The following is a 21340-nucleotide window of genomic DNA, read 5'->3' as shown; positions in this document are numbered from 1 at the left end:
CTCAGCCGTGCTCCCGCTTTCGGTCGCGCACGCGCATCAGGATTCCTCCGTCACGCGCAGCACTTCTTCCAGCGTGGTGTGGCCCTGCAGCGCCTTGGACAGGCCATCTTCGTACATCGTGCGCATGCCGGCGGCGCGGGCGATCTGCTCGATCTCGCCCATTCCGGCGCGACGCATCACCGCACTGCGCAGCGCATCGTTCATCACCAGGAATTCGACGATGGTGGTCCGGCCGAGGTAACCGGTCGGCGCGATCGCCGAGGGCTGCGCGCGGTACAGGAAGATCTCGCCGTCCGGCTGCAGCCGGCGCAGACCGAACTTCTCGATCTCCTCCGGCGAGGCGGCATAGCGCTGCGCGTGCTGCGGCTCCAGCCGGCGCACCAGGCGCTGGGCCAGGATGCCGTTGATGGTGGAGGTGAGCAGGTAATCCTCCACGCCCATGTCGAGCAGACGGGTGATGCCGCCGGCCGCGTTGTTGGTGTGCAGCGTGGAGAGCACCAGGTGGCCGGTCAGCGCGGACTGGATCGCGATGCGCGCGGTTTCCAGATCACGCATTTCGCCGATCATGATGATGTCCGGATCCTGGCGCACGATGCTGCGCAGCGCATTGGCGAAATCCAGCCCGATCTGCGGCTTGGCCTGGATCTGGTTGATGCCTTCGATCTGGTACTCGACCGGGTCTTCGACGGTGATGATCTTGACGTCGGCGGTATTGAGCTGGCTCAGCGCGGTGTACAGCGTGGTGGTCTTGCCCGAGCCGGTCGGGCCGGTGACCAGCAGGATCCCGTGCGGTTGCTCGAGCACTTTGCGGAACTGCGGCAGGAAGGCGTCGGTGAACCCCAGGCGATGGAAATCGAACACCACCGTATCGCGGTCGAGCAGGCGCATCACCACGCTTTCGCCGTGCGCGGTCGGCACGCTGCTCACGCGCAGGTCGAGCTCCTTGCCCTGCACGCGCAGCATGATGCGGCCGTCCTGCGGCAGGCGGCGCTCGGCGATGTTCAGCCGCGCCATGATCTTGATGCGGCTGATCACCGCGGCGGTCAGGTTGACCGGCGGGCTTTCGCCCTCGATCAGCACGCCATCCACGCGGTAACGCACTTTCAGGCGATTCTCGAACGGCTCGATGTGGATATCCGAGGCGCGCAGTTCCACCGCGCGCTGGATGACGAGATTGACCAGGCGGATGACCGGCGCTTCGGAGGCCAGGTCGCGCAGGTGTTCGATGTCGTCGACCGCGGCACCCTCCCCGTCGGCGGTCTCGATGATCGCGCCCATCGCACTGCGGCCCTGGCCGAACCAGCGCTCGATCAGGTCATCGATCTCCGAGCGCAGGCCGACGTGCAGGCGCACCGGCAATCCGGTCGCCAGCTGGACCGCATCGGCCGCATACGGGTCCTGCGGGTCGGACACCCACAGATCGATCGCGTCGTCGTGCAGCGCCAGCGGGCAGACATGGAATTGCTTGAGGAACCGCAGCGTCAGCGGCAGCCCGTCGAGCAGGGCTTCGGGCGGCGATTCCGGCACGGCCTTGGCGTCGAGCAGGGGCAGGCCGAGCACCTCGGCGCTGGTCTGTGCATGGTCGCGCTCGGAGACCAGCCCCAGCCGGACCAGCAAGCCCAGCAGGCTGCCGCCGGATTCACGGTGCAGCGCGCGCGCGCGGGCCAGGTCGCCATCCTTGAGCCGACCTTTCTCCAGCAATACCGCAACGATGCGGGATTCGGCCGGGGATGCTGCAGTGGAATCCTGGGCAACCGCGTTCAAGCACATTCTCCTGGCAACCGCTGCGACTTTAGCAGTTCACCGCGATCCTACGCGGTATTGCACACCGTCCAGATGCAAAAACGGGAGCCCGTCACATGACGGACTCCCGTTCGGGGTGCTGCGGTATTACTGGTTGGCCAGAATGCTCACGCCGCTGAACGCGGACTCGCCGACCACCTTGATGTAATACGTGCCGGCCACCGGCGCGGTGAAGCGCACCGTTTCACTGTTGCCCGGGCGCGTGGACTTGGCGTCGAACGCGGTGGCGGTCGGCTCCTTGCCCTGGCTCACGTACACCGACACGTTGCCACTGCCACCGTAGGTGAGCAGGCTCAGCACCTTGCCGGCCTGTGCCTCGAAGCTGTACAGCGCTTCGCTGCCACCGGCGCCGCTCAGGCCACCGACGGCAACCTTGTTGGTCAGCGGCGTGGCGACCGGGCCGCAGTTCTCGGTGCACTCCTCTTCCAGCGCCTTGTCGAGCGCGGCCTTGGCATCGACGATGCCGGAGCCGATCGGCGTGGCGGTCGGGATGGTCACCGGGAAGGCGCGCGCGGTCTGCTTGAGCAGCGTTTCCAGCGCGGCCGGGCTGAGCGGGTCCTTGCCGGCCGCGGTGACCGCGCCCTGCACCAGGGCTGCTACCGCCGCCACGTGCGGAGACGCCATCGAGGTGCCGGCCATGCCCATGTAGCTGTAGGCACCGGAGGTCGGCGTGGTCGCGCCGTCATAGCCCGCCTGCCACACATAACCGCCCGGATTGCCGTCCACGCTGCCGCCGCCGCCCGGGCCGGACAGGTCCACCACCGTGCCGAAGTTGGAGTAGTAGGCGATGCCACCAGTGATCCGGGCCGCACCGACCGCCACCACGTTGGCGCAGCTGGCCGGACGGAAGTTGGCCGCGTTGGAGGCCGAGTTGCCGGCCGCGACCACCACGGTCGTGCCCCGCGAGACGGCACCGTTGATCGCATCCTGGTACAGCGCATCGCACGCGCCGCCGCCACCCAGGCTCATGTTGATGACCTCGGCCGGATTGGCATTGGCCGGCACGCCGGCGACGGTGCCACCGGAGGCCCAGGTGATCGCGTCGGCGATGTCGGACAGGTAGCCGCCGCACTTGCCGAGCACGCGCACCGGCAACACGCGCGCCTTGTAGGCGACACCGGCCATGCCCACGCCATTGTTGGTGGACTCGGCGATCGTGCCGGCCACGTGGGTACCGTGCCAGGAGCTGTCCTCGGCCAGCGAGCCCGCGTAGCACTCGTTGTCATTCTCGACCCAGTCGCCGTAATCCAGCGCACCCGGGACGCGGTCATCGGTGGCGCGGCGGGAGGTTTCCGCGTCGCTGATGAAGTCGTAACCCGCCAGCAGGTTGCCGGAGAAATCCGGATGCTGCGGCAGGATGCCGGTGTCGAGCACCGCCACCACCACGCCTTCGCCCTGGGCGACGTCCCACGCAGCCGGCGCATTGATGCCGCCGGTGGCGCTGTTGAGATGCCACTGGTACTGCGCGTAGTACGGATCGTTCGGCACCAGCTGCGGCGTGGCATCACGTCGGCGCACATCGGTGCGCTGCAGCTTCACGTCCACTTCGGCGTACTGCACGGAGGGATCGGCCTTGATCTCGGCCAGCACCTTCTGCAGTTCGGCCGGGCTCAGACGGCCCTGCAGGCGGATCAGATCGGCACCGACGCCGAGTTTGCGCACGATCTGCGGGTTCACCGCACTGGCACGCCCGGCGGCGGAACCACCGACGCTGGCGCGGGCGACCGCCGACTGCACGGCCGTCAGCTTGGCCGAACGATCCGTGGCCGCCGCGGTGCCCGTGCGGTACTTGACGATGATGCGCTCTGCGCCCTGGGCGGCCGCCGGCTGGCGCACCGGCTCCTTGGCCGGCAGGCCCGCGGCATAGGCGCTGGCGCCTGCGGACAACGACAGCACGGCGGCTGCCAGCACATTGATGCGAAGGTTCTGCTTACTGGTCACGTTGACGTCCTCTTCAAGGTCATGGATCAAACGACTGTTCAGGCCAACACTCCATGCGAGCTCCCTGGCCGGCCCTGGCCAGGGTTCCCGTGACCCGCCCCCTCAGGCCTTGCATTACGTTGCAGCGGGGCCGCGCACGGCCCCGCGTTGAAACGGCTTACCAGCCAAAGCCGGCACCCACGCCGACCGAGCTGTCATCACTGCTGAAGGCACCGCCCAGGGTCACCGTGGCGCGCTCGCTGAGCGCGCGCTGGTAGCCCAGCGACAACGCAGATTCGCCGCCCTGGAAACCGACGCCGACACCGACGCGGTTCTGGGTGCGCACGCCGGCGGCGCTGGTGGCCATGTTGAGCATGGCCGCGCTCATCGCCCCCTGGCGATCAATGCGACGGTCCTGGTGGCGCAGGCGCTGGTCGATCTCGCCCTTGTAGATATCGAAGCTGTCGGCCATCGAGGTGAAGCGCTGGTCGGTGTAGCTGTTGGCGGTCGCGATGCCACCGTCCAGCTGGCCCTTGTTGACCGCATCGGTGGCCTGCGTACCGGCCGCGACGTTGGCGACCTGACGCTCGTTGCCGACGCTGCCGACCGAGACCGTATCGGCACGATCCGCGACCGAGCCCTGCCCGAGTGCCACGGAGTTGGCGGCCGAGGCGGTCGCGCCCTGGCCGATCGCCGTCGCCGACGCCCCGCTGGCCACGGCACCGTCGCCCATCACCACCGCATTGACCGCGGCCGGTGCGGCGGCCGGCGCGCTGAGCGGCTGACTGCTGCCCACGCTCGCCGCGGTCGGCGTGCCCTGTACCGTCGCAATCGCGTCCTCACTGGCGGCGCTCATGACACTGGTCTCCGGTGCGACGCTGGCGGTGGCCACTGCGGCGGTGCGTGCACGTGCACCGCCACTGCTGCCACCAGCCACGCGCTGGTCCAGGTCGCTGACCTTGCGGTCCAGCGCACCCAGTGCGTCGCCCACGTTGCTGTACGTCGCCCCCTGGATCACATAGTTCGGCGCAACGAACACACCCTGCATGCCCACGCTGGCACCACCGCCGAGGAAGGTGGCGACATCGGTCAGCGACTGGAACAACTGTCCGCCGTTGATCGCCTGGCGGCTGCCGGACGCGATCGAACCGCTGCCGACGTTGTCCAGCGTGGTGCCCTGCAGACCCGACAGGGTCAGTGTGTCTCGGCTGCTGTCGTCGTAGGTCAGCGCATTGGCGGTGACGTTCTCGACCGAGCCGATCCGGGTGTCGATATCACCGACCCGGGTTTCCACCGCACCGACACGCTGGTTGGTGGTGTTGAGCTGGCCACCGGTCACCGCATCGGTACTGCCTGCCGCGATGCGGCCGGCGCCGACGTTGACGATGCGGCGCGTGGCCGGGCCGTCGGTGCCGTTGCCGCCACCCACCGAGACCACGTTGGCCTCCACTGCGCGCGACCCGGCACCGAGCGCCACGGCGTTGGCACCGGAGACGCCCGCCGCCGAACCGATCGCGATGCTGTTGGCCCCGTTGCTGGCGAACGCGCCGTTGCCGATCGCCACACCGTTGGTGGCGTTGGTCGAGGCCTGGCGGCCGAGCACGGTGCTGTTGGCACCGCGTGCCGAGGCATCCGCGCCGACTGCGGTGGCACCGGCCGCCGAGGCGATGGCGGCGGTCCCCAATGCACTGCTGCGGGTTGCGCTGGCGGTCGCGCCGGAACCGGCGGCGAGCGCATCGCTGCCGCTGGCCGTGGCCACGCCGCTGCCGCTGGCCTGGAAGTGCTTGCCGACCGCATCGGCGGTCGCAGCCACGGAATCCAGCTGCGACTTGGTCACCGCGTCACTGGCATTGACCGCATCCCCGACATTGGTGATGCGGCGCGTAGCCGGGCCGGTGGTGCCGTTGCCGCCGCCGACCGAGACCACGTTGGCCTCGCTGGTGCGGGCACCGGCGCCCAGCGCGACGCTGCCTGCGCCACTGGCCGACGAACTGGTGCCCAGCGCGGTGGCATTGATCCCGCTGTACGCGTAGCTGTCCTGGCCGATCGCGGTGGCGCCCTGGGAGGTGGCCCAGGCCAACTGCCCGACCGCCGTCGTGCGTGCCGCGGTGGCCCAGGCGTTGGAACCGGCAGCCACACTGTTGTCGCCGCTGGCCTGCGACGCGTAGCCCAGTGCATTGGCGTAGCTGCCCGAGGCGGTGCTGCCCCAGCCCAGTGCGGACGCGTAATCCCCACTGGCTTCGGCGCCGTAGCCCAACGCCGTGGTGCGCACGCCGCTGGCGGCGCTGAAGGTACCGACCGCAGTGCTGTAGTCGCTGCCGGCTTCGGCGCTGTAGCCGAAGGCCGAGGACTGCAGCCCTGCTGCCGTGGCGCCGGCACCGGTGGCGGTACTGAAGCTGCCGTCCGCCTGCGCCCCCGCACCGAGTGCGGTCGCACCGACGGCGCTGGCACTGGTGGCCTTGTCCAGCAGCACGTTGCCATTGTCATCTTCGTAATACAGCGCACCACCGATGGCGGTCGCCGAATCGGCCGTGGCCGAGGCGTTGAAGCCCGACGCCGAGGCGTTGCGCCCGGAGGCGAGGGCGCCGCTGCCATAGGCCGAGGCACCGGTGCCGAACGCATTGGCCGCCTCGCCCGCCGCGGTGGCATACGCCCCATCGACATAGCTGCCGACGTCATCGCCATTGCCGCTGCCCGACGCCTGGAAGTACCGGCTGGTGGTTTCCGCGACATCGGCGACCGCATTGAGCTGATCGACGTTCACCGCATCGGTGCCTTCAGTACCGGCAGCGACGTTGGTGATCTGCCGCTGCGCGGTGGCCGTACCGACCGAGACCGAGTTGTCGCGATCCGCGGTGGAACCGGCGCCGAGCGCGACGCTGTTCACGCCCTCCGCGCTGGCACTGGCGCCCAGAGCGGTGGCATTGCCCGCATCGGCCCACGCGTTCCAGCCGATCGCGGTGGCGTAATCATCGGTTGCCCACGCACCTGCACCGAAGGCGGAAGCACCGGTGCCCGAGGCGCGCGACGGCAGCAGACCGTAGAAGGTCGTGCCACCGATTGCCACGCTCTCATCGCCGGTGGCTTCAGACGATTCACCCACCGCCACCGCACCCGCGCCGGAGGCGGTCGAGGCGGCACCCACCGCCACGGCATAGGCGTTGGAGGCAACCGCCCCGTAGCCCAGCGCGGAAGAGAGCTGCCCGGTCGCTTCGCTGTAGCTGCCGAAGGCCGATGCACCGGCTTCGGAGGCATTCGCGCGGAAGCCGTTGGCGGTGGCCTGCTGGCCCGCCGCCGTGGACTGGCTGCCGGTCGCCGTGGCGTAAGCACCGCCGGCCTGCGCACCGGCGCCCGTGGCACTGGCACCGATCTCGCTGGCAGTGGCGCCGTTGCCGACCGCGACACTGTCTTCGCCGGTCGCCTGCGCGTCACTGCCCAGGGCCGCGGCGCCTTCGGCGCTGGCCAAGGCGTTGAAGCCGACCGCGGTGGCGTTGTCGGCGACGGCCGTTGCCCCGCTGCCGAGCGCGCTGGCGCCATTGCCGATGGCGTTGGAGGCCTCACCGGCGGCCAGCGCGTTGTCACCCTCCACGTAGGCACCGGCATCGCTGTCGGCGCTGCCACTGGCCTGGAAGTACTTGCTGGTGGAGGCGGCCGCATCGGCCACTGCATTCAACTGGTTCACGTTGACCGCATCGGTGCCGTCGGTGCCCGCCGCGACGTTGGTGATCTGCCGCTGCGCATCGGCACTGCCGACCGAGACGCTGTCATCGCGGTCGGCAATCGAGTCGGCGCCGAGGGCGACGCTGTTCGCCCCGCTCGAAGTGGCCGCATTGCCGAGCGCGGTGCTGTTGACGCCCGGCGACCATGCACCACCGCCGACGGCTGTGGAGTAGTTGCCGGAGGCCTCGGTGGGCAGCAGGCCGAACAGCGCACCACCGACAGCCACGCTGTTGATGCCGCTGGCCAGGCTGCCCTGGCCGGTGGCGGTGCTGTACGCACCGGAGGCTTCGGCATCGCCACCGAGTGCCACGCTGTTGGAGCCGGTCGCCTGCGCGAAACTGCCCAGTGCGGTCGCGTTGAAGGCCGACGCCACCGCGTAGCCACCGATCGCGGTGGTGTAGTTGGCGGTCGCTTCGGAGGCGAACCCGTAACCGGCCGAGAGCGTCCCGCTGACCACGCTTTCCGCACCGACCGCGGTCGCACCCTCGCCGCTGGCACTGCTGAAGTAACCCAGGGCCACCGATTCCTCACCGGCGGCCTCCGACAGCGCGCCACCGGCCAGGCTGCCGGCGCCGGAGGCGACACTGGCCGCACCGGTCGCGGTGCTCTGCTCGCCGGAGGCCAGGCTTTCGGCACCGGTCGCCGTCGCGTATTCGGCAGTGGACTGCGCATTGACGCCGACCGCGATCGCATTGGCACCGCTGGCGACGGCATTGAAGCCGACGGCACTGGCGTTGTCGGCCAGGGCGAAGGCGCCACTGCCCAACGCCGACGCGCCTGTGCCTGCCGCGAAGCTGGTTGAACCGACCGCGGTGGCGTAATCGCCATCGGTGGCCGCGTTCGCACCGGCGGCCACGCTTTCCTGGCCACCGGCGACGGCAACACCCTCGCCACTGGCCTGGAACTGGTCGGTCGCCGCGGTCAGCTGATCCAGATTGACCGCATCGCTGCCCTCGGTACCGGCGGCAACCTGGGTGATCTGGCGCTGCCGGTCATCGTTGCCGACCGAGACGGTGTAGGCCCGGTCGGCGACCGCGCCCGCGCCGAGCGCGACCGCATTGGACGCCGTCGCGCTGCTGCCGGCACCGATGCCGATCGCACTCTCGCCGCCGGCGACCACGTTGGTGCCGATGGCGATGCTGTTGATGCTGTTGCCCAACGCCTGGAAACCGACGGCCACGCTGTTGTCGCCGTAGCCGAAAGCACCGCGGCCGAGCGCGGTGGAACTGCTGCCACGCGCCCAGCTGTTGTAGCCGATCGAGGTCGAGCCGGTTCCGCTGGCCCAGGCCGACTGACCGACCGCCGTGGCGTTGGCTTCGGTCGCCCACGCACTGGAACCGAAGGCGGTGGCGCCATTCGCGGTGGCCCACGCATACGCGCCGGTCGCGGTCGTTTCTTCGCCGCTGGCGAAGGCGTTGTCGCCCTGCGCCACGCTGTAATCGCCCGTGGCGCGCGCCTTGTAGCCGCTGGCCAGGCTGTTGCTGCCGGTGGCCTGCGCACCGCTGCCGAACGCATTGCTGGTGGTGCCGGTGGCCTGCGCACCGGCACCGACCGCGACGCTGTCCGGCGCCGCGGTGGCACCGATCAGGATCGCATTGCCCTGGTCATCCACCAGCGGCTGGTTGTACTCGTCATACGCCTGGCCGAGGCCACCAATGGCCACGCTGCCGTTGCCGGTCGCGCTGCTGTTGCGGCCCAGCGCGACGGTGTCATCGCCGACGGCGGTCGCACCACCACCGACCGCCGTTGCCCCGGCGCCCAGCGCATTGCTGGCTTCACCGGCCGCCAGCGCATCCTCGCCATCGGCGAATGCACCAACCGCACCGCTGGCCGCACCGTTGGCCTTGAACTGCGCCGAGGTCGCAGAGGCCGACGTCGCAACCGCATCAAGCTGCGCCTTGTTGACCGCATCGGTCGCTTCGCTGCCGGCGGCGACGTGGGTGATCTGGCGCTCGTTGCCGACATCACCGACCGAAACCGTGTTGTCGCGGGTGGCGGTGGAGTTCGCCCCCAGCGCGACGCTGTTCGCGCCGCGCGCAGTGCTGTAGAAGCCCACCGCGGTGCTCAGTTCACCGCTGGCCCAGGTCTCCGCGCCAAGCGCCGTGGCGCCCTCGCCCGGGGCATAGGCGAAGTAGCCCACGGCGGTAGCTTCGGTGCCCGAGGCTTCGCTCAGGGTGCCGTTGGCCACCGCGTAATCGCCACTGGCAATCGCGCCCGCACCCACCGCGGTGGCCGCTTCGCCACTGGCCTGGGTCTGCACGAAGAAGCCCAGGCCCGGCAGCAGATCCGCCGGCCCGCCGATGGCAGTACTGCTGTTGCCGGTCGCCACGCTCTGCGTACCGACGGCGGTGGAATAGTCGCCGGTGGCATTGGCCACCGCACCGAACGCCGAGGACTGTGCACCGGCCGCATAGGCGCCGACACCGTACGACGATGCAGCGAAACCCGAGGCTTCCGCGCTCGCACCGACGGCCGTGCCGCCCACGCCGGCGCTGGTCGCACCGGTATCCACGGGCACGCCGCCGTTGGTGATCAGCGGGTTGCCGTCGGCATCCACCGCTGCACCGCCCATTGCCACACTGCCCGGACCATTGGCCTGCGCATTGGTGCCGAACGCCGCGCTGTTCTGCCCCGTGGCGCTGGCGTTGTAGCCGACCGCCGTCGCGTTCTGCGCGGTGACCGTAGCGCCGCTGCCGAGCGCGGTCGCACCGTTGGCCAGCGCGTTGGCCGCTTCACCGATCGCGGTCGCGTTGTCGCCTGCCGCGAGGGCACCGGCATCGCTGTCGCTGCTGCCGGTGGCCTGGAAGCGCTTGTCCGTGTTGGCCGCGACCGCACCGACTTGATCCAGCTGCGCCTTGTTCACCGCATCGCTGTCTTCGGTGCCATCGGCAAGATTGGTGATCTGGCGACGCAGGCCGTTTTCCGCATTGCCGACCGATACCGTATCGACGCGATCGGCATACGAACCGGCGCCGAGCGCCACGCTGCCCACCGCCACCGCAGCGGAGTTCGCGCCGAGCGTCGCGCTGAAATCCGCGACCGCGACGCTGAACGCGCCGACCGCGACCGAGGCTTCGCCGGCACTGGCCGCACCGCGGCCGAGCGAGGTGCTGCCCGGGCCGATGGCCAAGGCACCCCCACCGATCGCGGTCGCGCCATCGGCGCTGGCTTCCGCCAGGCCGCCGATCGCAGTGGCTGCACCGTTTTCACTGGCCGCTACGGCCGATGCACCGAGCGCGACATCGCCCAGACCGAAGGCCGCGGCACTCTGGCCCAGCGCGATGCTGGCGTCGCCGAAGGCCATGCTGCCCTGACCGAACGAACTCGCCCCGAGGCCGATCGCGAGCGCTTCGCTGCCCACGGCCGTGGTGGCATTGCCGACCGCCTGGCTGCTGCGACCCAGCGCGGTTGCGCCGTCGCCATCGGCGTTGGCACTGGCGCCTGCGGCCAGTGCACCCTCGCCATCGATCTTCGCCGCATCGGCGTCGCTGCCGTCACCGTCGGCCTTGAAATAGCGGGTCGCGCCTTCGGCGGCGACCGCCACCTTGTCCAGCTGTGCCTTGTTCACCGCGTCCGTCGCGGCCGTGCCGGCGGCCACGTTGGTGACCTGGCGTTCCTTGCCGGCATCCCCGACCGACACGGTGTTGGCCCGGTTGGCCTTCGAGCCGGCGCCGAGCGCCACGCTGTTGGCCGCCGAGGCGGTGCTGTTGCTGCCGATGGCGACCGCGTTGGTGCCCGATGCCGTGGCGTTGCCATCGACCACGCAACTGTCGACGATGCCGCTGTTGAGCACCAGGCAATTCGCATTGCCCCCCACTTCCACCGATTGCGCGTGCGCCGTCTGCACGGCGCCTGCCGCGCCCCATCCAAGCGTCAACGCGATGGCGGCCGAGAGCAGTGCGGTGTTGCGTCCGCCAGAGGTTCGGCGCTGATCGATGACGACACCCGAGGACTGGCTGCTGGCCAATTCCGAGGCGACGACCATCTGCCCCAGTGCTTTGTTCCAGACCTTGCGATAAATCCGATTCATCGATGCGGCTCCTGATTAGGCTGGTTTTAGGCAAAGCGACGCCAACGCCGGACCGCGTGGTCCAACGTCCCCTGGGGGCGTTTTTTCGCTTGATTTACTGCGTTGTGCGCAATGGCTGGCAGATACCTACAGCGTGCACGCCATCCATGCGCTTACTGCGGAACTGAACGCTGTCGAAATGAGCATGCAGTGTTAACGTACAGTTTGAACAACGTCAAGACTTTGACATCGAAATTCATATGACCGCGAATTGCGTCACAGAAACGACGTGTTATTGCGTGATTTTGTTAGAGGTATGTGAGCAATCGCCATAACGCGTTTTCACGCTGTAACGCGATGTAACTCCTTGCTGTCGATCAGTTTGTCGGCCATGCAAAAGAAAACCGCCGGACAGGCCGGCGGTTTCTTCACGCGATTTTCACCGCATCGCATTCGATGCGGTGCGCAGTATCAGCCGCACCATACTCTTGCGTTGCGGAACATCCGCAGCCACGGCGAATCGCCGTTCCAGTCGTCCGGATGCCAGCTGTGGTTGATCGCACGCGGGGTGCGTTCCGGATGCGGCATCATGATCGTGGTGCGGCCATCGGTGGTGGTCAGGCCGGTGATGCCGTCGGGCGAGCCGTTCGGATTCAGCGGGTACTGGGTGGCCACGTTGCCATCGCCATCGATGTAACGCAGCGACACGCGCGCCGCGGCCTGATCGACCGCAGTGGCGAAGACGGCCTGGCCCTCGCCGTGCGCCACCGCGACCGGCAGGCGCGAGCCGGCCATGCCACGCAGCAGGATCGATGGCGATTCCACCACTTCCAGCAACGCGGTGCGCGCTTCGAACTGCTCGCTGCGGTTGCGGCGGAACTGCGGCCAGTGTTCGGCACCGGGAATGATGTCCTTGAGCTGGCTCATCATCTGGCAGCCGTTGCACACACCCAGCGCGAAGCTGTCCTCGCGGGCGAAGAACGCCGCGAAGGCATCGCGCAGCGCACTGCGCTCCAGTACCGAGGTGGCCCAGCCGCGGCCGGCACCGAGCACATCGCCGTAGCTGAAGCCGCCACAGGCCACCAGGCCGGTGAAGTCGGACAGCGCGACGCGGCCTTCGATCAGGTCGCTCATATGCACATCGAACGAACTGAAGCCGGCACGTTCGAAGACGTTCGCCATTTCGATCTGGCCATTGACGCCCTGCTCGCGCAGCACCGCCACGCGCGGACGCGCGCCGGTGTTGATGAAGGGCATCGCCACGTCTTCATTGATGTCGAAGGTCAGCTTGGGCTTCAGGCCCGGCGCGTTGAAGTTGCGCGCGATCGCACGCTCCTGGTCGGCGTTGTCCGGGTTGTCGCGCAGCTTCTGCATCGCGTGGGTGACCGACCACCAGGCATCGAACAGCGCTTCCCAGCGCCACTCGACCAGGCTGTCGCCCTGCAGCGAGACGCGCACCACCGGGGCGGTGGTCGGGCGCGCGATGCGCTGCGCGCATTCGGTCAGGGCATGACGCTCGACCAGATCGGCGAACGCCGCGCGGTCTTCCTTGGCGATCTGCACCACCGCACCCAGCTCTTCATTGAACAGGCTGCGGAACGGATCATCACCCCAGGCATCCAGGGTGATGTCCAAGCCGAGACGCGACGCGAAGGCCATCTCGCACAGCGCGGCGAACGCGCCGCCATCGCTGCGGTCGTGATAGGCCAGCAGCAGGCCGGCCTGGCGCGCGTCGCGGATTAGTTCGAAGAAGGCACGCAGGCGCTGTGCATCATCCAGGTCCGGCACGGCACCGGCGAAGGCCGGCAGTGCGGAATGGTCGGCGTGCACCTGGGCCAGGATCGAGCCGCCCAGGCGCTGCTTGCCGGCGCCCAGGCCGATCAGCCACAGCTCGCTGTCGGCATCGCGGTCGAGCAGCGGGGTCAGCTGGCCGGTGGCATCGGCGACCGGCGCGAACGCGGAGATCACCAGCGACACCGGCGACACCGACTTGTGCGCCTGGCCGTCGGCCTGCCACTGCGCCTGCATGGACAGGGAGTCCTTGCCGACCGGAATGCTCAGGTCCAGCTGCGGGCACAGTTCCATACCGACCGCACGCACCGCGTCATACAGCAGTGCGTCTTCGCCGTGGTGACCGGCCGCGGCCATCCAGTTGGCCGACAGCTTCACCGTTTCCAGCGCATCGACCGGGGCCGCGCACAGGTTGGTGATCGCTTCACCGACCGCCATGCGCGCCGAGGCGGCCGCATCCAGCAGGGCCAGCGGGGTGCGCTCGCCGATCGCCATCGCTTCACCGGCCACGGTATCGAAACCGGCCAGGGTGATCGCGACGTTGGCCAGCGGCAGCTGCCACGGGCCGATCATCTGTTCGCGTGCGGTCAGGCCACCGACGCTGCGGTCACCGATGGTGACCAGGAAGTTCTTCGAGGCCACCGACGGATGCGCCAGCACGCGCAGACCTGCCTCGTGCAGGTCCAGCCCGGCGGTCTTCAGCGCCGGCCAGCGCGGTGCAGCCGGGTGCACGGTGTCGCGGTGCATCTTCGGCGCCTTGCCGAACAGCACGTCCATCGGCAGATCGATCGGGGCATCGGCCGGGGTGTTGCCCACGGTCGCGCCATAGGCCACGACCAGACGCTCTTCGGCGGTCGCGACACCGACCGCGGCGAACGGGCAACGCTCGCGCGCGCACAGCGCGGCGAACTCGGCCAGGCGCGCCTGCGGCACGCCGAGCACGTAACGTTCCTGCGATTCGTTGCACCACAGCTGCATCGGCGACAGCGACGGGTCATCGGCGGGCACCTTGCCCAGATCGATCACGCCACCCACGCCGGAGTCGTGCAGCAACTCGGGAATCGCGTTGGACAGGCCACCGGCGCCGACGTCATGGAACCAGCGGATCGGGTTGTCCAGGCCGAGCGCGACGCAGCGGTCGATCACTTCCTGGCAGCGACGCTCCATTTCCGGGTTGTCGCGCTGGACACTGGCGAAATCGAGGTCCTCGGCGCTTTCACCGGAGGCCACCGAGCTGGCCGCACCCCCGCCGAGGCCGATCAGCATCGCAGGACCGCCGAGCACGATCACCGCATCGCCGGGCTGCAGGCGCAGCTTCTCGACCTGGTTCTGGTCGATCGCGCCCAGGCCACCGGCCAGCATGATCGGCTTGTCGTAGGCGCGGGTCAGGCCCTCGCCCTCGGGCAGTTCGAAGCTGCGGAAGTAGCCGAGCAGGTTCGGGCGGCCGAACTCATTGTTGAACGCAGCGCCGCCGAGCGGGCCGTCCAGCATGATGTCCAGCGCCGGGGCCATGCGCGGGTTGAGCGCGCGCGGCGCTTCCCACGGCTGCGGCAGGGTCGGGATGCGCAGGTGCGAGACCGAGAAACCGGTCAGGCCGGCCTTGGGCTTGCCGCCGCGGCCGGTCGCGCCTTCGTCGCGGATCTCACCGCCCGCGCCCGTGGCCGCACCCGGGAACGGGGCGATCGCGGTCGGGTGGTTGTGCGTCTCGACCTTGATGCAGAACGCCGAATCCACCACGGCCTCGCTGCGGTACTGGCCGGTGGCCGGGTCCGGGCGATAGCGGGCGGCCGGGAAGCCGGCGACCACCGCGGCGTTGTCGCTGTAAGCGCTCAACGTGTGCTGCGGGGTCTGCTGGTGGGTGTTCTTGATCATCCGGAACAGCGAGTGCGACTGGTCGGCGCCGTCGATGGTCCAGCTGGCATTGAATATCTTGTGGCGGCAGTGCTCGGAGTTGGCCTGCGCGAACATCATCAGTTCCACGTCCGACGGCTTGCGGCCCAGGTCGCCGAAGCGCTGGCGCAGGTAGTCGATCTCGTCCTGGGCCATGGCCAGGCCGAGGCGGCTGTTGGCCGCTTCCAGGTCATCCAGTGCGATCCGCTCCAGCTCGCCACGCGCCGGAGCGCTGAACAGCGCCTGGGCTTGGGCGGTCTCGGCCAGCACGGACTGGGTCATCGGGTCGTGCAGCGCGCGGATCACCGCTTCCTGTGCGGCCGCATCGGCCGGCCAGCCGGCCAGGTCGATGCGCAGGCCACGTTCGACCCGGCGGATCGGCTGCCCGGCACCGCGGACCAGCTCGGTCGCCTTGCTCGACCACGGGGACAGCGTGCCCAACCGCGGCACCACGAAGCGCGACACCGCCCCGTCCTCACGCCCGGCCAGCGCCGGCTGGGCTTCCAGGATCCGGCTCAGGATCGCCGGGTCCGGGGCCGCATCGCCCTCGGTCTGGATGAAGTAGACATGCCAGGCACCGGTGATGCGCAGATCGGCGGCCAGGGACTGCAGGCGGGATTCAAGACGTTCGCGGCGGAACGGCGAAAGGGCGGATGCGCCCTCGAGGACCATCATGTCCGGGGAACCGTGGTTGGGAACGGGGCCCACTATTGTACCCAAGTCGGCCGCCGCGGCCCGGCCCCGCGGATCGACCGGCCAGGGCCGGGGCCAAGCTCGTTCACACCAGAACCATGCACTGGTTCACGGATTGCACCCGGATTACATGACAACGTTATCACCACCTGGCCTGCGGCCAGGTGCCGTCCGTCCCCCATGTCGTTGCCGGCCTCTCTCACCGGCGTCCGGAACTGCTGCACGCATGCCGCCATCCCGGCGGCATGCGCCCACCTGATCGGAGACCGACCATGCCAGACCCGATTGCGCGCCGTGCAGTGACATCGTTTTCCTCTCCCGCCCCCGGCTTCCGCCGACGGCGCTGGCTGCTCGCCCTGGCCTTGGCCGCGGCCGCCGGCACGCCCACGCTGGTGCAGGCGGCGAACTGTACCGGGGCCCCTGAATGGAACGGGGCGGCCATCTATCTGGCCGGCCAGACCCTGCAGAAGGGGGGCGTGCTGTACCGCGCCAACCAGGACATCTGGAACGCCCCGCCGGATCACCCGGCCGGGGCGCCCTACTACACCAATCTCGGCGCCTGCGATGGCAGCGGCAGCAACCAGCCGCCGAGCGTCGCGCTGACCTCGCCGGCCGCCGGGGCCAGCTTCAGCGCCGGCAGCAGCATCACGGTCAGCGCCAATGCCAGCGATACCGACGGCAGCATCAGCAAGGTCGAGTTCTTCCGCGGCGGCACCTCGCTGGGCATCGACACCAGCGCGCCCTACAGCGTGGTCTGGAGCAACGCCGCGGCCGGCAGCCACACCTTCAAGGCGGTGGCCACCGACAACAACAACGCGGTGACGTCCTCGGCCACGGTCAATGTGACCGTCACCGCCGCCAGCAACGACACCACGCCACCCAGCGTCCCGGGCGGACTGGCTTCTCCGTCCAAGACCGCGACGACGGTGAACCTGGCCTGGAACGCGGCCACCGACAACAGCGGCGGCAGCGGCGTGGCCGGCTACGACGTGTACCGCAACGGCAGCCTGGTCGGCTCGCCCGGCGCGACCCAGTACACCGATGGCGGACTCAGCGCGAGCACGGCCTACACCTACACCGTGCGGGCACGCGACAATGCGGGCAATGCTTCGGCGCAGAGCGGTTCGATCAGCGTGACCACGGCCGCCGGCGGTGGTGGTGGCGGCACCAAGCGGGTGATCGGCTACTTCACCCAGTGGGGCATCTATGGCCGCAACTACCAGGTCAAGAACATCGACACCAGTGGATCGGCGGCGAAACTGACCCACATCAACTACGCCTTCGGCAACGTGCGCAACAACCGCTGCGAAGTGGGCGTGACCCAGGCCTCCGATCCGAACACCGGCGTGGGCGGCGATGCGTATGCGGACTACGGCAAGTCGTTCGCCGCCGGGGCCAGCGTAAGCGGCGTCGGCGATACCTGGGACCAGCCGCTGCGCGGCAACTGGAACCAGCTCAAGCAGCTCAAGGCCAAGCACCCGAACATCAAAGTGCTGATCTCGCTCGGTGGCTGGACCTGGTCGCGCGGGTTCTCCAGCGCGGCGCAGCCGGCCAACCGGCAGGCGTTCGTGGCCTCGTGCATCGATGCCTACATCAAGGGCAACCTGCCGGTCGCCGATGGTGCGGGCGGCGCGGGCGCGGCGCTTGGGGTATTCGATGGCATCGACATCGACTGGGAGTACCCGGTCGCCTGCGGGCTCAGCTGCGGCACGCCGGCCGACAACGCCAACTTCACCGCGCTGCTGGCCGAGTTCCGCCGCCAGCTCGATGCGGTGCGGCCCGGCCTGCTGCTGACGGTGGCCGTGGGCGCAGGCGTGGACAAGATCCGCGTGACCGATCCTGCCAGCTACCACCCGTACCTGGATTTCATCAACGTGATGACTTACGACTTCCACGGCGCGTGGGATCCGCAGACCAACCATCACTCGGCCCTGTTCGATTCACCGGCCGATCCCTCCACCGGCGACCAGAAGTTCTACAACAGCAACGATGCGATGGAGGCTTTCCTCAGCCGCGGGGTGCCGGCCAGCAAGTTGAACCTGGGCATCGGCTACTACGGCCGCGGCTGGACCGGTGTGGCCGCCGGCAACAATGGGCTCTACAGGAGCGCCAGCGGCGCGGCACCGGGCACGTACGAGGCCGGTATCGAAGACTGGAAGGTGCTCAAGACCCTCAACTGGCCGGTCTACACCGACAGCGTCGCCAAGGCCACGTGGATCTCCAACGGCACCACCTTCTGGAGTGTGGACACGCCGGCCATGGTCACCGAGAAGATGGGCTACGTGAAAACGCAGGGCCTGGGCGGTGCGTTCTTCTGGGAGTTCAGCGGCGATGATGCGCAGGGCACGCTGACCAAGGCGATCAGTGATGGCTTGAAGTAACACCGCAGCGCGGGACGCTGCGCGGCTGATCGAGCAGGGCGCGTCCCGGCTGATCGAGCGGGCACCACCCGCCCAGGGAAGAACACGCCCCGGCCTCGCCGGGGCGTGTTGTTTCAGCGGCTACCGCCTGCCGAGACGCGCTCCAGCGCCGCCTTGAGCTGGGCCGGCGGCAGGTAGCCACCGAGCTGGGTACCGTCGGCGGCGAAGATCGCCGGGGTACCGTTGACGCCCATCTGCTGGCCGAGCTTGTACTGCATCGCCACCGGGTTGGTGCAGTTCTTCGGGGTGACGGCCTTGCCGGTCTTGGCCGCGGTCAGGGCCTGCTTGCGGTCGGCCGCGCACCAGACCGAGATCATGTCGGTGTAGTCCTGGCTGCCCAGGCCCATGCGCGGGAACGCCAGGTATTCCACGGTGATGCCGTTGCGGTTGAGCTCGGCGATGTCCTGGTGCAGCTTGCGGCAGTACCCGCACTCGATGTCGGTGAAGACGCTGACGGTGTATTTGGCGTTCGGCGCGGCGAACACGATGCGCTCGTTGGTGGGCACGCCGTCGAGCAGCTTGCGCCGGTAGGTGAGCAGGCCCTGGCTGCTGACCGGCCCCTTGTTCTGGATGTCATACGGCTGGGACTGCATCAGGTAGCGGCCGTCATCGGAGACGTACAGCACCTGGCCGCCGACCAGCACTTCACGGAACCCGGCAAACGGCGCCGCACCGATGAAATCGGGCTTGAAGGTCGGGTCCAGCTGCTGGAGCGCGGTGCGCACGCGCTGGTCGGCATCGCCGGCAGCGGCCGGAGCAGCGGCCGTGGTCTTGGCCGCCGGAGCGGACGGTTGCTGCGCGCAGGCAGTCAGGCTGAGCGCGCCGAAGAGCGCCGCAATGGCAACACGGAGCATCGAGCATTCCGGTGTAAGGAGTCAGACTGGATTCTCGCACAGCTGCCTGCCCCCGCAGCTGGACCGCAGTGGAACGGCGGCGCGCGCCCCGGTCCGGCGTGGTATCAGCCGCGCGGGTGGTGCTTGGCGTGCAGTTTCTGCAGGTGCTCGCGCGCGACCAGCGTGTAGATCTGGGTGGTGGACAGGGAACTGTGGCCCAGCAGCATCTGCAGGGCCCGCAGATCGGCGCCCCGGTTGAGCAGGTGCGTGGCGAAGCTGTGGCGCAGGCCGTGCGGGCTGATCCGCGCCGGGTCGATCCCGGCCAGCACCGCATATTTCTTCACCAGGCCCCAGAACTGCTGGCGGCTGACCGGATGCAGGGAGGGCTCCAGGAACATCGGCACGGCGCCGTCCTGCGGGGTGGGCACGTTGCGTTTGCCGGTTAGCCGGGGGCGCGATTCGGCCAGGTAGCGTTCGAGCCAGTGCTGGGATTCTTCGCCGAGCGGGACCAGGCGTTCCTTGCTGCCCTTGCCGGTGACGCGCAGCACGCCCTGGCGCAGATTGACGGCATTGGCCGGCAGGTTGACCAGCTCACTGACGCGCAGGCCGGCGGCATACATGAGCTCGAGCATGGCGCGGTCGCGCAGGCCGAGCGGCGTGTCGATGTCGGGGCTGGCCAACAGCGCGTCGATCTGGCTTTCGGCGAGCGCCTTGGGCAGCAGGCGGGGCAGCTTGGGCGGATCGAGCAGCGCGCTGGGGTCATCGCTGCGTTCGCCGCGGCGGACGGCATCGGCGAAGAACGCCCGCAGCGCGGAGAGCAGGCGGGCGTTGCTGCGCGGCGACCAGCCATGACGGGAGCGCCAGGCGAGATAATCGAACAGCCCGGCGCGGTCGAGGCCGGCCAGGCCCCCTGCGGCGCCATCGCGCCAGCGCGCGAGGCCTTCCAGGTCGCGGCGATAGCTGTCCAGGCTGGCGCGGGCGAGACCGTGTTCGGCCCAGGCGGTGTCGAGGAAGCGCTGGATGCGGACGTTGTCGTCGTCGCGCAGCTCGGGCAGGTGCTGCACGAGCTGGCGGCGCAGTGCGGGGGTGGTGGCGTCGGACATGCGGACAGCATACGGAGCGGAATGATCGGGGGCCATCGAACGTGGGCGGCGGGCCGGGTATGCTCCGGGACATGACCGATGCCCCGCTGTCGTCCACTGCCGCTGACCGTCCTGCGTCGTTGCTGCTGTGGCGCTTGCTGTCGCTCCTGTACGACCTCTTCCCGGCGCTGGCGCTGTGGATGCTGCTGGGTGCGCTGTTCGTGGCGGTCTATACGTTGAGCGGCCACGCGGAGCGCGAGAACATCGCGCCGTTCAGTGCGTGGCAGTGGGCGCTGTGGGCCTGCTGCTGGGGAGTGACGGGGGTGTACGCGACGATGAGTTGGCGTCGCGGTGGGCAGACGCTGGGGATGCGGCCGTGGCGGTTGCAGGTGGTGGCGCTGGACGGCACGGTGCCGACGCGCAGGCAGTTGTGGCTGCGGTATGCGGTGGGCTCGCTGTCGGTGTTGGCGGCCGGCCTGGGGTTCTGGTGGGCGCTGGTGGATCGGCAGCGCCTGAGCTGGCATGACCGGGCCAGCGGGACGCGGGTTGTCCGGTTGCCTAAGCGCTGACGCTTTGACGCTTTGAAGCTCTGATGCCTTACAGAACAACGCGAATAGCAGCGTTTCCACTTTCCGTGCGTTTGCGGAGAGGCGCAACCCATTTCTGGGCCCGCCGCAAGTACGTCCATGTAGGCTCGTAGTGCGCCATCCATGGCGCACTACGGCCCTGAAATGGGCTGCGCCTCTCCGCATTGACAGATTGCGAAGTGCGGTTGGTGAAAGCGGGTTTTTTGCGTGGCTGACGTTTTGCACTGAATACCGGCTCTCGCGATCGAGACGCCTTAAGAAGCGCAATCTTCATCGCGAAGTCGAACCTTCGCTTAGTCGCTTAGTCGCTCAGTCGCTCAGTCGCTCAGTCGCTCAGTCGCTCAGTCGCCAAGATTCAACACGAACAGCTGCACTGAGCCAACCCATCAGAACGGTGGAGCCGGGCCATGCCCGGCTGCTCTCCCTCCCCCACCAGCACACTGTCGGAGGCGCGGCGGGATTGCCAGGCCGGGACCGTGTGCTGCCATGGATGGCAGCACACGAGCCTTATCTGTTCGGAATCTGGCAGCTTAGGTGCCGAGAGCCGGCGTGGGCCGCCGTACGAGCCTGGATCTGAGCGATCGCCATGTAG

At 68.9% G+C, this 21340-nt stretch carries 8 protein-coding genes; 2 read left to right on the top strand and 6 right to left on the bottom strand.

Annotated elements, in window-relative coordinates; all coding sequences use genetic code 11:
* Positions 1-36: 36 nt before the first annotated feature.
* The 4 genes from gspE to purL form a co-directional block, all read right to left on the bottom strand.
* Positions 37-1770: a type II secretion system ATPase GspE gene (gene gspE, locus HDC96_RS15075; protein WP_179460724.1), complete on the bottom strand. Its 1734-nt coding sequence runs from the start codon at positions 1768-1770 to the stop codon at positions 37-39.
* A 120-nt stretch (positions 1771-1890) separates the two neighbouring features.
* The gene (locus tag HDC96_RS15070) at positions 1891-3744 is read right to left on the bottom strand and encodes a S8 family peptidase (RefSeq protein WP_179460723.1); all 1854 of its coding nucleotides are present in this window, start codon (positions 3742-3744) and stop codon (positions 1891-1893) included.
* A 157-nt stretch (positions 3745-3901) separates the two neighbouring features.
* On the bottom strand, positions 3902-11473 hold the full coding sequence (locus tag HDC96_RS15065; RefSeq protein ID WP_179460722.1) for an ESPR-type extended signal peptide-containing protein: 7572 nt from the start codon (positions 11471-11473) through the stop codon (positions 3902-3904).
* Between the two features lie 450 nt (positions 11474-11923).
* A complete protein-coding gene (gene purL, locus HDC96_RS15060; protein WP_179460721.1) occupies positions 11924-15808 on the bottom strand; it encodes a phosphoribosylformylglycinamidine synthase in 3885 nt (1294 codons plus the stop codon).
* 290 nt (positions 15809-16098) lie between these two features.
* Between purL and HDC96_RS15055 the strand changes: the two genes are divergently transcribed.
* On the top strand, positions 16099-18207 hold the full coding sequence (locus tag HDC96_RS15055; protein ID WP_179460720.1) for a glycosyl hydrolase family 18 protein: 2109 nt from the start codon (positions 16099-16101) through the stop codon (positions 18205-18207).
* A 113-nt stretch (positions 18208-18320) separates the two neighbouring features.
* Here the strand turns inward: HDC96_RS15055 and HDC96_RS15050 are convergent, their stop codons facing one another.
* Both HDC96_RS15050 and xerD read right to left on the bottom strand, forming a co-directional pair.
* On the bottom strand, positions 18321-19100 hold the full coding sequence (locus tag HDC96_RS15050) for a thioredoxin fold domain-containing protein (RefSeq protein ID WP_179460719.1): 780 nt from the start codon (positions 19098-19100) through the stop codon (positions 18321-18323).
* Between the two features lie 104 nt (positions 19101-19204).
* The gene (xerD, locus tag HDC96_RS15045; protein ID WP_176990448.1) at positions 19205-20182 is read right to left on the bottom strand and encodes a site-specific tyrosine recombinase XerD; all 978 of its coding nucleotides are present in this window, start codon (positions 20180-20182) and stop codon (positions 19205-19207) included.
* Between the two features lie 59 nt (positions 20183-20241).
* Between xerD and HDC96_RS15040 the strand changes: the two genes are divergently transcribed.
* Positions 20242-20730: an RDD family protein gene (locus tag HDC96_RS15040; protein WP_179460718.1), complete on the top strand. Its 489-nt coding sequence runs from the start codon at positions 20242-20244 to the stop codon at positions 20728-20730.
* Positions 20731-21340: the final 610 nt, after the last annotated feature.

It is taken from the genome of Stenotrophomonas sp. JAI102, from assembly GCF_013409105.1.
Taxonomy (GTDB): Bacteria; Pseudomonadota; Gammaproteobacteria; order Xanthomonadales; family Xanthomonadaceae; genus Stenotrophomonas; species Stenotrophomonas maltophilia_AA.
Note: the sequence above shows the minus strand (reverse complement) of the source record. Positions and strands in the feature narration are given on the sequence as shown.